This window comes from Neobacillus vireti, from assembly GCF_036962345.1.
GTDB classification, from domain to species: domain Bacteria; phylum Bacillota; class Bacilli; order Bacillales; family Cytobacillaceae; genus Neobacillus; species Neobacillus vireti_A.
On sequence record NZ_JBALNB010000016.1, the window covers coordinates 1 to 13,322 of the forward strand.

The 13,322-nt window shown below is 39.4% G+C and carries 13 protein-coding genes; all 13 read right to left on the reverse strand.

Annotated features, from left to right (window positions below; translation table 11 throughout):
* Positions 1-345: 345 nt before the first annotated feature.
* The 13 genes from lysS to tilS all read right to left on the reverse strand — a co-directional run bounded on the left by lysS (position 346) and on the right by tilS (position 13,185).
* Positions 346-1,830 (reverse strand): lysine--tRNA ligase, encoded by a 1,485-nt coding sequence (lysS, locus tag V7108_RS19350; protein ID WP_335569132.1) that lies wholly within the window; start codon positions 1,828-1,830, stop codon positions 346-348.
* A gap of 206 nt (positions 1,831-2,036) precedes the next feature.
* A complete protein-coding gene (dusB, locus tag V7108_RS19355) occupies positions 2,037-3,035 on the reverse strand; it encodes a tRNA dihydrouridine synthase DusB (RefSeq protein ID WP_335516251.1) in 999 nt (332 codons plus the stop codon).
* Positions 3,036-3,054: 19 nt separating this feature from the next.
* Positions 3,055-3,261, reverse strand: a complete 207-nt coding sequence (locus tag V7108_RS19360) for a helix-turn-helix domain-containing protein (RefSeq protein WP_335516252.1) — start codon at positions 3,259-3,261, stop codon at positions 3,055-3,057.
* Positions 3,213-3,740, reverse strand: coding sequence for a 2-amino-4-hydroxy-6-hydroxymethyldihydropteridine diphosphokinase (gene folK, locus V7108_RS19365; protein ID WP_335516254.1), 528 nt, complete (start codon positions 3,738-3,740; stop codon positions 3,213-3,215). Before folK ends, V7108_RS19360 begins: the two co-directional genes overlap by 49 nt.
* Positions 3,741-3,742: 2 nt before the next feature.
* The gene (gene folB, locus V7108_RS19370; protein WP_335516256.1) at positions 3,743-4,102 is read right to left on the reverse strand and encodes a dihydroneopterin aldolase; all 360 of its coding nucleotides are present in this window, start codon (positions 4,100-4,102) and stop codon (positions 3,743-3,745) included.
* On the reverse strand, positions 4,095-4,931 hold the full coding sequence (gene folP, locus V7108_RS19375; RefSeq protein ID WP_335516259.1) for a dihydropteroate synthase: 837 nt from the start codon (positions 4,929-4,931) through the stop codon (positions 4,095-4,097). The genes folB and folP overlap by 8 nt, the downstream gene beginning before the upstream one ends.
* A 111-nt stretch (positions 4,932-5,042) precedes the next feature.
* A complete protein-coding gene (gene cysK / locus V7108_RS19380; RefSeq protein ID WP_335516262.1) occupies positions 5,043-5,969 on the reverse strand; it encodes a cysteine synthase A in 927 nt (308 codons plus the stop codon).
* Positions 5,970-6,135: 166 nt separating this feature from the next.
* Positions 6,136-7,032: a peptidyl-prolyl cis-trans isomerase gene (locus V7108_RS19385; RefSeq protein WP_335516266.1), complete on the reverse strand. Its 897-nt coding sequence runs from the start codon at positions 7,030-7,032 to the stop codon at positions 6,136-6,138.
* A 19-nt stretch (positions 7,033-7,051) separates the two neighbouring features.
* A complete protein-coding gene (hslO, locus tag V7108_RS19390; RefSeq protein ID WP_335569133.1) occupies positions 7,052-7,930 on the reverse strand; it encodes an Hsp33 family molecular chaperone HslO in 879 nt (292 codons plus the stop codon).
* Positions 7,931-8,051: 121 nt separating this feature from the next.
* Positions 8,052-8,834 carry a type III pantothenate kinase gene (locus tag V7108_RS19395; protein ID WP_335516272.1) on the reverse strand — a complete coding sequence of 261 codons (783 nt, stop codon included), beginning with the start codon at positions 8,832-8,834 and terminating at the stop codon, positions 8,052-8,054.
* A gap of 319 nt (positions 8,835-9,153) precedes the next feature.
* On the reverse strand, positions 9,154-11,103 hold the full coding sequence (gene ftsH / locus V7108_RS19400; protein WP_335569134.1) for an ATP-dependent zinc metalloprotease FtsH: 1,950 nt from the start codon (positions 11,101-11,103) through the stop codon (positions 9,154-9,156).
* Positions 11,104-11,224: 121 nt separating this feature from the next.
* Entirely contained in the window at positions 11,225-11,770 is a 546-nt protein-coding gene (gene hpt, locus V7108_RS19405; RefSeq protein WP_335515798.1) for a hypoxanthine phosphoribosyltransferase, read from the reverse strand.
* Positions 11,771-11,796: 26 nt separating this feature from the next.
* Positions 11,797-13,185, reverse strand: coding sequence for a tRNA lysidine(34) synthetase TilS (gene tilS / locus V7108_RS19410; RefSeq protein WP_335515795.1), 1,389 nt, complete (start codon positions 13,183-13,185; stop codon positions 11,797-11,799).
* Between the last annotated feature and the right edge of the window lie 137 nt (positions 13,186-13,322).

Below are 13,322 nucleotides of genomic sequence, written 5' to 3' on the forward strand. Positions count from 1 at the left end.
AAAAATTGTTTGTTGACGTTATTGTTTGTTTAGTTTTCAAAGAACAAAGCTACATCACTGAATCACTTCTTCTTATAATAAGTTCAACGAGCGATTCGTATTCATCGCTCAAAGGCGACTTTATTATCTTACCAAGTTATCAACCTGAAGTCAATAACTTTTTAAAAATTATTTTTTAAAACATGCTGTCTCGCAACAACAAAAATAAATATACCACCATTCATTCAACTGTGCAATATCTTTTTCAACATATTTATCAAATATATTAAAATAATAATTTTCAGTTTACTTTTTATACATAAAATAAAAAAGCACCAGGTGCCTGGTGCTTTTTTTCATCTATTATTATCGATGACGCATTAACGGGAATAATAACACATCACGAATGGAAGGTGAATTAGTTAACAGCATCACTAAGCGGTCGACTCCAATTCCCAGACCTCCTGTTGGCGGCATACCATATTCTAACGCCTCTACAAAGTCTTCATCCATTTCATGAGCTTCGTCATTTCCCTGCTCACGTTCTTTTAACTGTGCTTCAAAACGCTCCCTTTGGTCAATTGGATCATTTAACTCGGTGAAAGCATTAGCGTGTTCACGGGCAACAATAAATAACTCAAACCGATCAGTGAATCTTGGATCTTCCTCATTTTTCTTAGCAAGTGGAGAGATCTCAACCGGATGGCCATAAATAAAAGTAGGCTGGATTAACTTTTCTTCTACCTTTTGCTCAAAGAATTCGTTGACGATGTGGCCATATAGCATGTGTTCAGTTATTTCTACGCCATGTTCCTTAGCAATCGAGCGAGCCTCTTCAACGCTCATGTGTTTCCAGAAGTCTACTCCTGTATATTCCTTTATAGCGTCAACCATGTGCAACCTTTTCCACTCCGGCTTAAGGTTGACTTCATATTCTCCGTATTGGACAGTTGTGGTCCCTAAGACCTCTTGAGCGATGTGCGCAATTAGATTTTCAGTCAGACTCATAATATCTTGATAATCTGCATATGCCTCATATAGCTCGATCATCGTAAACTCTGGGTTGTGTCGGGTAGAAACACCTTCGTTACGGAACACTCGTCCAATTTCATACACTTTTTCTAGTCCGCCGACAATCAATCGTTTTAAGTGAAGTTCAATTGCGATCCGCATATATAGTTCCATATCAAGTGCATTATGGTGAGTGATAAATGGTCTTGCTGACGCACCTCCGGCAATCGAGTGCATCATCGGCGTTTCAACCTCCAGGTAACCATTGTTATCAAGATAACGGCGCATAGCTTGGATAATTTTACTTCGAGTAATAAAGGTTTCTCTGCTTTCTTGGCTGACAATTAAATCTAAATATCGCTGGCGGTACCGCTGCTCCACGTCTTTAAGGCCATGGAATTTATCAGGTAATGGACGAAGTGCCTTTGTTAAGAACGTATAGTTTTGAACCTTAACAGATAACTCGCCAACCTTTGTTTTAAATAAAGTTCCATTTACCCCAATGATGTCTCCCAAATCAGAAGAGTCAAAGACCTCATATGCTTCTTCACCAATCGCATCGACTCTAACGTATACTTGAATTTGTCCCGTTAGGTCTTGAATATTAGCAAATCCTGCTTTACCCTTCCCACGTTTGGTCATCATCCGACCTGCAAGTGTAACAGAGATATTTTTCGCTTCTAGATCTTCCTTTTCTAATTCACCGTATTGCTCTACTAATTCTTTGATATTATGAGAACGTTCAAAACGTTTACCAAACGGATCGAACCCTTTTTCACGCATATCATTCATTTTTTCACGTCTGACCTGCAGCTGGTCATTTAATTCTTCCTGACTCATACTAATCAACTCCAATTACGACTTTTATGTAAACCTCGGATTAACGCCTGTGCATTTGCTTTTTTCTACATACTTTATTATTTTACACAAACTTGACAGTTCAGACATTAAAAAAGATTATTTATAAATAAAAACTGCCAGTATTTCACTGGCAGCCTTATGCTCAAACAAAAGTATTATAGAAAAAGAGCTTATTAAAGTCAAATTTATCCTGCGGTAACTTGACTTTCCTTCGCTTCAACTTCTGCAGCCAATTCATTTAAAAGGGCAGCCAACTGATCGCGTGTATTACATTCATTGATTGCATTTCTAGCTTGCCCATTTCCTTTTACCCCTTTTAAATACCACGCCGCATGCTTACGCATTTCTCTGACCGCAATATGCTCATTTTTCAGAGCAATTAGTCGGTCTAGGTGTAGAATACATACATCGATTTTTTCACGAACGGATGGTTCGCCCATTAGTTTACCTGTCTCAAGAAATTGAACCGTACGGTAAATCATCCAAGGGTTTCCTAACGCCGCTCTGCCAATCATGACTCCATCACAACCGGTTTCATCAAGCAGCCTTTTTGCGTCCTGCGGAGTTTGTACGTCACCATTTCCAATAAGCGGGATGTTAATATTCTGCTTAACATCCTTAATAATGTCCCAGTTCGCTTTTCCTTCATACATCTGAACGCGGGTACGGCCATGAAGTGCGACCGCTTGTCCGCCGGCTCTTTCAACGGCCTGTGCATTCTTAACTGCAAAGATATGGTCTTCATCCCAGCCCATACGCATTTTAACCGTTACGGGCTTTTCAACAGCATCCACAACAGCTGATACCATTTCATATATTTTATTCGGGTCTAACAGCCATTTTGCTCCAGCATCACATTTTGTGATTTTAGGAACAGGACAACCCATATTAATGTCAATAATATCCGCATTTGTATTTTTATCTACAAATTGCGCTGCTTCAACAAGGGTTTTCTTTTCACCGCCGAAAATTTGCAGGCTTAGTGGTTTTTCACGTTCGTCAATGTAAAGCATATTCATCGTTTTTTCATTTTTAAGGACAATTCCTTTATCACTGACCATTTCCGCACAAACTAGACCAGCCCCAAATTCTTTCACCGTTAAACGGAAGGCAGAGTTACAAACACCGGCCATCGGTGCCAAAACGACTTGATTTTTCAATTCTATATTGCCGATTTTTATCATGCTCTCAACACCTCCCTTTCTAGTCATTTGGTGATAATTCTTCCAGGCTTATATTTAAAGTGGAACCAATTTTCTTCAGTAAATCACCTGTAGCCAGTCGGTTCCCTCTTTCAATTTCTCCCATTATCGAGACTGATACACCAAGTTCCTTCGCGAAGCTCTCCTGTGTATAACCCTTTAGCTTCCGATAGGCTCGAATACGTCTTCCCCATTTTTCCGCTTCCATATTCGGACTCCTTCTTTGTTAGGTAATTCATTGATCCATGCTGTAAGTGGTCTTTCTATATTTGGAATAATTAGGTCTGGTTTTATCTCTGACAAAGGAATCATGACAAAATCCCTCTCTAGCATCCGTGGATGCGGAACAATAAGCTTCTCTGTTTCAATATTTTCTTGGTTATAAAGGAGAATGTCAAGGTCAATAGTTCGCGGGCCCCAAACAATTTCCCTTTTTCTCCCAAGTTCTAATTCTACTTTTAAACAATAATCCAGTAATTCATGGGCATTCAAAGAAGTCTCGACCTCTAACACCATATTTAAAAATAAATCTTGTTCCTCATAACCAACGGGATCCGTTTCATAAATGGAGGAATAATTTACTAAATTAATTTTCGGATGATTTGCGAGCTGCTTTACTGCTTTCGATAGATAATCATACCTGTTTCCGATGTTAGACCCAAGTCCAATAAATGCTGTATTTCCCATTTTTATCTTCTCCTTGTAATTTCTACTGCAACAGATCGATAATGGCCAGGAATTGGCGGATCTGGCTTTATTACTTTAACGGTTGCTTCAGAAATAAGTGAAAATTGACTCAAAACGGTCCCTGCAATTTTTTCTGCAACAGCTTCTACAAGCTTATAAGGCTCTCCCTCCACAATTTGCTTGCATACCTGAAAAAGCTCACCATAGTTTACTGAATACTCTAGCTCATCTGTTTCTCCGGCCTTTTTCAAATCTACTAGAACCATCATATCGACAATAAATCGTTGTCCAAGTTTCTTTTCTTCAGGAAAAACGCCATGATAACCGTAGAATTCCATTTGGTTTAAAAGTATTTTATCCATGGCTGACACCCTTCCCCATTAGAACATCCATCATTCTTGCCATCCGGCTCATTTCCCTGACATCATGGATACGAATGATTTGGCACCCTTTTTGGATACCATAGCATACCGTTGCCCCTGTCCCTTCCATTCTTTCCTCTACCGGCAAATCAAGTGCCTGGCCTATCATGGATTTTTTAGAGGTTCCTAGAAGAACAGGGTAACCAAGAGCCGTTAATGTATCTAGGTGCTGCATCATCAAAATATTCTCATTCAGGTCTTTCGCAAAACCGATTCCAGGATCTAGAATAATTTGATCATCCTGTACACCTGCTTGTTTTACCATCGCAATACTTTCGTACAGGTCATTTAACACGTCTCTTATAAAATAAGAATAATTTCGATCATGGCGATTATGCATGAGGATAATCGGAACCTTGTATTCTGCAGCAACAGCTGCCATACGTTCATCCGCTTTTGCACCCCAAATATCATTAATTATATGTGCACCCGCTTCAACTGCCTTTTGAGCAACCTTAGCTTTATACGTATCAATGGAAATAGGGACTCTCACTTCTTTAGAAATGGCTTCAATAACAGGGACAACTCGCTCGATTTCTTCCTCTTCTGATATCAATGTATAACCAGGACGGGTGGATTCACCGCCAATATCAATAATATCGGCACCATTTTCAACCATTTCTTTTGCACGGGCAACGGCAATCTCTAAATTGTTGTATTTACCGCCATCTGAGAAGGAATCTGGAGTAGCATTTAATATCCCCATAATGATGGTTTTTTTATCGAAATCCAATGTATATGGCCCGCATTTTATTCCTGCTGTCTGCATCTTTTTAACCACCTTATTTTAATTTACTTCTTACATCATACAAGAAGTTTGTTTTTTAATGCAAAAAAAGAGGGGCTATAGCATACGCTACAACCCCTCTGATATTTTTTATTAACCTTCGTATTGGTAAAGAGGAGTACTTAAATAACGTTCGCCATTGTCAGGAATAATAGCAAGTACCTTCTTACCTTTTCCTAGCTTCTTAGCAATCTCTAAAGCTGCATGAATGGCTGCACCGGAAGAAATACCGCCTAGTATTCCTTCTTCTTTAGCAGCACGGCGAGAAGCAGTAAAAGCTTCTTCAGCTTGAACTTGAATGACCTCATCATAGACTTTCGTATCAAGGACTGCTGGAACAAAACCTGCGCCAATACCTTGAATCTTGTGCGGTCCTGGTTTACCTCCTGATAAAACTGGTGAATCCGTCGGTTCAACTGCATAAATTTTTACATTTGGAAATTTCTCACGAAGAACCTCACCGGCACCTGTGATTGTTCCGCCTGTACCGATTCCCGCTACAAAAGCATCTACCTGATCCATTTGTTCCACAATTTCTTTACCAGTTGTTCTGCGGTGAACCTCAGGGTTTGCTTCATTTTCGAATTGCTGAGGAACAAAGTAACCATTTTCCTCTGCAAGTGCATTCGCCTTTGCAATCGCACCTTTCATTCCTTCAGGTCCAGGAGTTAGAACTAACTCAGCTCCGTACGCACGCAGCAAGTTTCTTCTTTCTAAGCTCATTGTTTCAGGCATAACAAAAATAGCTTTATATCCTTTTGCTGCAGCAATCATAGCTAGACCGATACCTGTATTCCCACTTGTTGGCTCGATAATTGTATCGACACCAGGCTTAATTAAACCTTTTTCTTCCGCTGCTTCAATCATTGCCAAAGCAATACGGTCTTTTACACTACTGCCAGGGTTAAAATATTCAAGTTTCAAATAAACTTCTGCACTATTTTCATCTACTAATCTGTTTAATTTTACAATAGGAGTTTGACCAACTAATTCTGCGACTGAATTTGCTACGCGTACCATTAGAGCACCTCTTTCTTAATTCCGAGTAATTTTATTGGTATTATAATAAATTTATCAGTTTTCTACTAGTTTTGTCAACCACTTTGCTGAGTAAAAATTCCTATTTTTTCAATTTACGATGCTCCAAATAGAATATAAAAACACAGAAATATTTTCTGTGCTTCATTTAGTTTGCACCTTTACTGCCATAAAACCAGTCCACCTTCGCTTCTTCCCAAAAGGTTGTCGCAGAGGCTGAAGTTTTCATTTGTTCAAGTGCAATTTCTCGGCGTATTTGTTGTTTTACATCTTTATAGGAATACTTTTGCTCCTTCATGATACCGTCAAGTTTCACGATTGCAAAACCTCGTTCTACCTTGATAGGATCACTCCAGGCACCTTCCTTCAACTTTTTTGCTGCTTGTAGATAGTCAGAAGGGTATCGTTCTTCTCCTTCTACCAAATAACCGATATCTCCGCCTTCATTTGCGGAAAATTCTTCGATTGAGCGTTCCATTGCGAGTGCAGAAAAACTTGATCCTTGCGATAATTCTTTAATCGCCACTTCTGCCTCTTCATTTGTTTCGACAATAATATGGGACACACGATAGGCTGTAGGAATATTAAAGAGCTCCTTATTTTCTTCATAATAAGCTTTCATCTCTTTTTCAGAAACCTTTACATCTCTGGTCAGGATTTCTTCCTTTAGAAGACTATTCCGAATATGTTCTTTCCACTTCTTTTCTGTCGTCATTTTATTCTCACTTGGCGAACTGTATGTGGTTTGAAGAATTCTATATTCCCGTTCTACATCTTGATCAGATACTTTAATTTTATATTTTGCTGCCATTTCTTTTATGACTACTTGATCAATCATGTCCTTAAGTACATCTTTTCCGTATCTCGACTCTAATTCATTGAGCCAATCTTGCCTTGTAATGTCCACTTTCCCCACTGTAGCAACGACTTCTTCACTGACCCGAGTACCGTTTACCTCTTTCATTTTCGAAAGTAAAAAGGCAATAGTAAGACAGTTCACAAAAATAAGTGCCGCAATAAGGCTCCATAGCTGTTTACGCCTCAACTACTCCTCCCCCTAAAAACTATTTCGCCTGACTCTTTAATTCCTCTAGTTCTTCTTTTGTGAAGAGATATTTTTCATTACAAAAGTGGCAGTGAGCTTCTGCTTGTCCATCTTCAACAATCATAGCCTCAATTTCACCTTGCCCTAAGCCGACAATGGCATCCGCAAAGCGATTTTTTGAACACACACACTTAAACTGAACAGGCATGGTTTCTAGGACATCTACCTGTTCCTTACCAAAAAGCTCCTCTAATATTTCCTCAGGACTAAGCCCCTGTTGAACTAATTTTGAAATTGGCGGGATGGTTTTTAATCGTTCCTCTACCTTGGTAATCGTTTCATCTTTAATTCCAGGCATTAACTGAAAAATAAATCCGCCGGCAGCTAAAATAGAATCATCCGGGTTTACCAGCACACCTACACCAACAGATGAAGGCACTTGTTCGGAAGTAGCAAAATAATAAGTGAAATCTTCCCCTAACTCACCTGATACGATCGGAACAAGGCCTGAGAAGAAATCACGGAGACCCGTATCCTTCACAACTGACAATGTCCCATCAGTGCCGACCGCACGGCGAACATCTAACTTCCCGTGCTCATTTGCCTCAAAGTCAACCTGTGGATTTGTTACATAACCGCGGACATCGCCTTTTGCATTACTATCGACAAGAATGACACCAATTGGGCCTCCTCCATCGACTTTAATCGTCAATTTGTCTTCACCCTTTAACATTGCCCCCATCATTACACCTGCGGTCAGGGAGCGCCCTAGGGCTGCAGAAGCTGTCCTCCACGTTTCATGCCGGCGCTGTGCTTCAGACACCACCTCTGTGGTACGTACAGCATACGCCCTAATTTGACCATCATAGGCCAGTGCTTTTACTAAATAATCACTCATTATGTAACTCCTTTCAAGTTGTTATTTTTTATGTCTAGCTCCAGGCACCGATTAACACTAATGAAAATACCAAGAATAATCTTCGCAAGAACAAGCGGCCCTTTGCTTGTTCCGAGGCGCCCTACGCATTTCTTATAGTATCCATATTTCTCTTATAGATTAGCTGTAAGCCTTTTAATGTTAAAAATGGATCGACGATATCAATCATCTTCGACTCTTGAGCAATTAGAGCAGATAATCCCCCAGTAGCAATGACGGTCGGTTTTTGTTCACTATGATCAATCATCCTTTTAACGATACCTTCTACCTGACCCACATACCCATAGACAATTCCAGCCTGCATAGCAGCAACTGTATTTTTCCCTACGACACCTTCAGGACGTGCGATTTCAATCCGAGGGAGTTTTGCCGCCTTGGAATATAGAGCCTCTGTCGAGATTCCAATACCTGGCGCGATAGCCCCACCCATATATTGACGCTGTTCATTAACATAGCAATAAGTTGTAGCGGTTCCAAAATCAACGATAATTAACGGACTGCCATATTCATGGATGGCAGCAACGGCATTAACGATTCGGTCTGCTCCTACTTCTCTAGGGTTTTCATATTTAATATTTAGCCCTGTTTTGATGCCTGGTCCTACAACTAACGGAGTAAGATTGAAATACTTACGGCACATTCTTTCTAGAGCAAACATGATAGGCGGAACAACGGAAGAAATAATAATTCCATCTATTCGCGAAAATGAAAGTCCTGATGCGTCAAATAGGGATTTAATCATCATCCCAATTTCATCTTCCGTTCGGTTTCTATTCGTTTCAATACGCCAGTGATATTTTAGTTCTTCCCCTTTATATACACCTAAAACAGTATTGGTATTCCCTACGTCAAATACGAAAATCAAAAGAATCACTCACTTTTCTGATTTTTCTTGTCTAGCTTCGGGCGCCATCGGCTCAAAGAAAAAGAGAACCACTTTTTCCTTGGTCATAAGCAAACCGTCAAGAAGGTAAAAACCAACCTTCATGCCGGCTAGACTTATGCCTGCCGCCGATAGGCCTAAGGAAAACTCCCTAGAATAACCTTCGCAGGAACAAGCTGCTTTGTGCTTGTTCTGAAGGCGCCCTACGCATTTCTATATTGGTTACACTGCAAACATCATATCACAATTATTTTTCATCGTGAAAAAAAGAGTGCCATTATAAGCACTCTTTTTAAAAATTCTATTTCTCTTCAGTTTCAGAAGGCTGGCTAGGTGGTTCTTGATCCTTCTTCGTGCTGATATTTACTTTTACATCATCAATTTTCTTCGTTTCCACAGGTTTAAATCCTTCAAGCTCTGCAGCAGATTCCGGCATACGGCCATTTTGAATTAAGTATTCAATTTGTTCTGCATTTAGCGTTTCAACTTCAAGAAGTGTCTTCGCAATCAGATCAAGTTTATCTCGATTCTCCGTAAGAATGGTTCTAGCTCTTTCATAACACTCTTTAAGAATTCGTTGAATTTCTAGGTCAATTTCAAAGGCAATGGCATCAGAATAGTTTTGCTCATTATGGATGTCACGTCCTAAGAATACCTGACCGCCAGACGCTTGACCAAATTGTCCAACACCAAGCTTGTCACTCATACCAAATTCAGTAACCATTCGACGGGCAATTCCCGTTGCACGTTGGAAGTCGTTATGAGCACCTGTACTTACCTCACCAAAGACAATCTCTTCGGCAACACGCCCACCCAATAAACCAACGATTTTATCAAGTAATTCCGGCTTCGTCATAAAGTAACGATCTTCTCTTGGAAGCATAACCGCATAACCGCCGGCTTGACCACGAGGTACAATGGTAACCTTATGAACCATGTCTGCTTCATTTAGAATTAAACCAATTACGGTATGTCCGCCTTCATGGAAAGCAACAATTCGGCGTTCTTTTTCAGAAATAACACGAGTCTTCTTCGCAGGTCCTGCAATCACCCTGTCAGTTGCTTCATCAATATCTTCCATATCCACTTTCTTCTTATTCTGACGTGCAGCGACCAATGCTGCCTCATTTAATAAGTTTTCTAAGTCTGCACCTGAGAAACCAGGTGTACGCATAGCGATATTCTTTAAGTTTACCGCTTCATCTAAAGGCTTGTTTCTTGCATGTACTTTAAGTACTGCTTCACGTCCATTAACATCTGGACGGTCAACCGTAATTTGTCTGTCAAAACGTCCAGGACGTAGTAATGCAGGGTCAAGAATATCTGGGCGGTTTGTAGCCGCAATAATAATAATTCCTTCGTTTGCACCGAATCCATCCATTTCAACGAGCAATTGATTCAATGTTTGCTCACGTTCATCGTGACCGCCGCCTAAACCTGCGCCACGCTGACGGCCAACTGCGTCAATTTCATCGATAAAAATAATACAAGGTGCATTTTTCTTAGCATTTTCAAACAAATCACGTACACGGGATGCACCGACCCCAACAAACATTTCAACGAAGTCTGAACCGCTTATAGAGAAGAACGGCACGCCAGCTTCACCTGCTACCGCACGTGCAAGTAATGTTTTACCTGTTCCTGGAGGTCCAACAAGCAAGACTCCTTTTGGAATACGCGCACCAAGTTCAGCAAACTTTCTAGGGTCTTTAAGGAACTCTACCACTTCAACTAATTCTTGCTTTTCCTCATCTGCTCCAGCAACATCCTTAAATCGCGCTTTCTTCTTATCATCATTATAAAGCTTTGCTTTACTCTTACCAAAGTTCATAACTCGGCTGCCGCCGCCTTGAGCTTGGTTTAACAAGAAGAAGAATAAAATAAAGATAATCACAAATGGAATAATGGAGGTGAAAAATGTTACCCAGCCGCTTGTTTCCTTAGCAGGCATGACCTCAACCTTAGAGCCTGCAGCGTCGATACGCTCAAGAATCTTCTCGCTATTAGGGACGTAAGTTAGGAAGTTCTTCCCGTCTTTTACCCCTTTTTCAAACTTCCCCCGAACTTCAAATACTCCACGTTCAGGCTGCATAGAAAATGAATCCACTTCATTACTTTCTAAATGGTCAACAAACTCATTGTAAGAAATGTTATCCGTTGGTTCATTGCTTCCATTAAAGAAACTCACCACGCCAATAATGACTAAAAATATTAATAAATAAAAGATGGTATTACGGAAAATCCGATTCATCTCTTACCTCCTCCCACGATAAAAACTTTTTTAGATAGTATCATAGAAAATCATTCCAATTCTTTATATTACTTTTAACTGGGTTCACCATTTTGAAAATGCAATACTGTTTTAGTTTCACTTATAGGTTATCGCTATATACTTCCGGTTTTAATACACCAATATATGGAAGGTTTCGGTATTTTTGGATATAATCTAATCCGTAACCGACCACAAACTCATCGGGGCAAATAAAACCTACATAGTCTGCTTTTATTGCACTCTTCCTTCCTGTTGGTTTATCAAGTAAAGTAACAATTTTGATTGACTTTGCTTTTCGGTAGCGGAACAAATCAACTAGATAACTTAATGTTAATCCGCTATCGATTATATCCTCAATGATTAGGATATCTCTGCCTTCAACAGATGTATCTAAATCCTTTAGGATTTTCACTTCCCCTGATGTTACCATGGCAGTGCCATAGCTTGATACATCCATAAAATCCATTTCCAAGTAGCAATCCATTCGTTTTAGCAAATCAGCCATAAATGGCATTGCACCCTTCAGGACACCGATTGCGAGCGGGAAGCGATCCTGATACTCTTCTGTTAATTGAGCTCCTAACGCCTTAACTTTCTCCTGAATTTCTTCTTCAGAAAATAATACTTTTTCAATATCCTGTTTCATATTAATTGTGCCTCCTAGAAGAATCATTACTTATAATATGTGAGTAGTATATACTGACTTGTTGAATGATTAATGCCTTCAAATACTGATTTTTTAATTCCAGGAAGCCAAAGAATCAACCCATTTTTGTCAGTAATGACCGGCCATGTATCTCGTTCCTGAAGAGGAACTTTACTATTAATAAAAATATCTTTTAGCTTTTTTGTTCCTGTCATTCCTTTAGGGTTCATGCGATCCCCTGTTTTTCTCGTTCGAATCTCAATGGGCAGCTTAATCTTGTCAGTAGGAAATCGTGCATAACAACCTTCTTTATCAATGTTTTCTTTATCATTAATAACATCCATTCTTATTCTTGCCCCATTTGGTAAATCAATTACACCAGGCCCCGATAATTCAAAGAAATACGGAGATGCCTCGCTTACTTCAAATTGAAATGATAAAAGCGAATATGATCGAATGACTTTTAAACCGTTGGGAAAATCCAGGATTCCTGAAGGATGCTGATTTTGAATTAAAGATAGAACATGATCAATATGTAAAGCCGAAAGTGACACAGGTATAACTTGGTAAAGATAGTTTAATATTAGTTGAATCCCTCTTCTTTGTAAAGAAATTGGCATTTCTAAAAAACGGAGAATATCAAACGTGATTTTATTTTTTTCTCTTATTTTCATTACTTTATTCATTCTTTGGACAGTTAATTCCTGAAGAAGTAATTCATCATTCTGGACATCTTCACTAAAACGTTGAAAATGCTCATGTACATGTTGATTTTCGAGCTTTAAAAAAGGGAGTACTTCGTTACGGAAACGATTCCTGCTGTAAATATTTTTTTTATTGCTTGGATCTATTCTTGGCACCAAGTTCTGTTTCTGACAATACTCTGCAAGTTCCACCTTTGTTAAAGCTAAGAAAGGGCGAAAGATAAACCCTTTTCCAAAAGGTCTCATGAACGGAATACCCGCTCTTGCAGCCGCAGAACTTCCTCTTGTTAAACGCATTAAAATGGTTTCCACCTGATCATCCCCGTGGTGACCTAGTGCTAGATAGTTATAACTGTATTTTTCCATAATTTCTTCAAAAAACTCATATCTTGCATGTCTTGATGCAACTTGCGAGTTTTTCTTCGTTTTCTCAATGATTTCAGGGACATTGATTCGTGCCATTTCAAATGGAATGCCATTTTGTTTACAATAATCTTCTACAAATAAAGCGTCTTCAAACGACTCTTGACCACGGAACATATGATCAACATGTGCTGCTACAATAGAAAGGTTTTGATTTTCCTTTTGTTCCCATAAGTAATGCAGCAATGCCAGAGAATCTGGACCGCCTGAAACACCAACCACTATTTTTTTATTCTCAAGTTGAAATGAGTGGCGATTAAGTAGTGCTCCTACCTTAGTTTCAAACATTATGCATTCTTCCTTAAAAAATAGTTTAAAAATTTTTGAATACCACTAGCTTACCACTTTTATGACTAATCTATCAAAAACAAAGACCTAATGGATTAGGCCTTTGTGTCCTTCACTCTTATACGTTTTATGTAGCC

Excerpts from the sequence above, each read along its gene's own strand:
- lysS (WP_335569132.1), bottom strand. The coding sequence starts at position 1,830 with ATGAGTCAGGAAGAATTAAATGACCAGCTGCAGGTCAGACGTGAAAAA.
- dusB (WP_335516251.1), bottom strand. The coding sequence starts at position 3,035 with ATGATAAAAATCGGCAATATAGAATTGAAAAATCAAGTCGTTTTGGCA.
- V7108_RS19360 (WP_335516252.1), bottom strand. The coding sequence starts at position 3,261 with ATGGAAGCGGAAAAATGGGGAAGACGTATTCGAGCCTATCGGAAGCTA.
- folK (WP_335516254.1), bottom strand. The coding sequence starts at position 3,740 with ATGGGAAATACAGCATTTATTGGACTTGGGTCTAACATCGGAAACAGG.
- folB (WP_335516256.1), bottom strand. The coding sequence starts at position 4,102 with ATGGATAAAATACTTTTAAACCAAATGGAATTCTACGGTTATCATGGC.
- folP (WP_335516259.1), bottom strand. The coding sequence starts at position 4,931 with ATGCAGACAGCAGGAATAAAATGCGGGCCATATACATTGGATTTCGAT.
- cysK (WP_335516262.1), bottom strand. The coding sequence starts at position 5,969 with ATGGTACGCGTAGCAAATTCAGTCGCAGAATTAGTTGGTCAAACTCCT.
- hslO (WP_335569133.1), bottom strand. The coding sequence starts at position 7,930 with ATGAGTGATTATTTAGTAAAAGCACTGGCCTATGATGGTCAAATTAGG.
- ftsH (WP_335569134.1), bottom strand. The coding sequence starts at position 11,103 with ATGAATCGGATTTTCCGTAATACCATCTTTTATTTATTAATATTTTTA.
- hpt (WP_335515798.1), bottom strand. The coding sequence starts at position 11,770 with ATGAAACAGGATATTGAAAAAGTATTATTTTCTGAAGAAGAAATTCAG.
- tilS (WP_335515795.1), bottom strand. The coding sequence starts at position 13,185 with ATGTTTGAAACTAAGGTAGGAGCACTACTTAATCGCCACTCATTTCAA.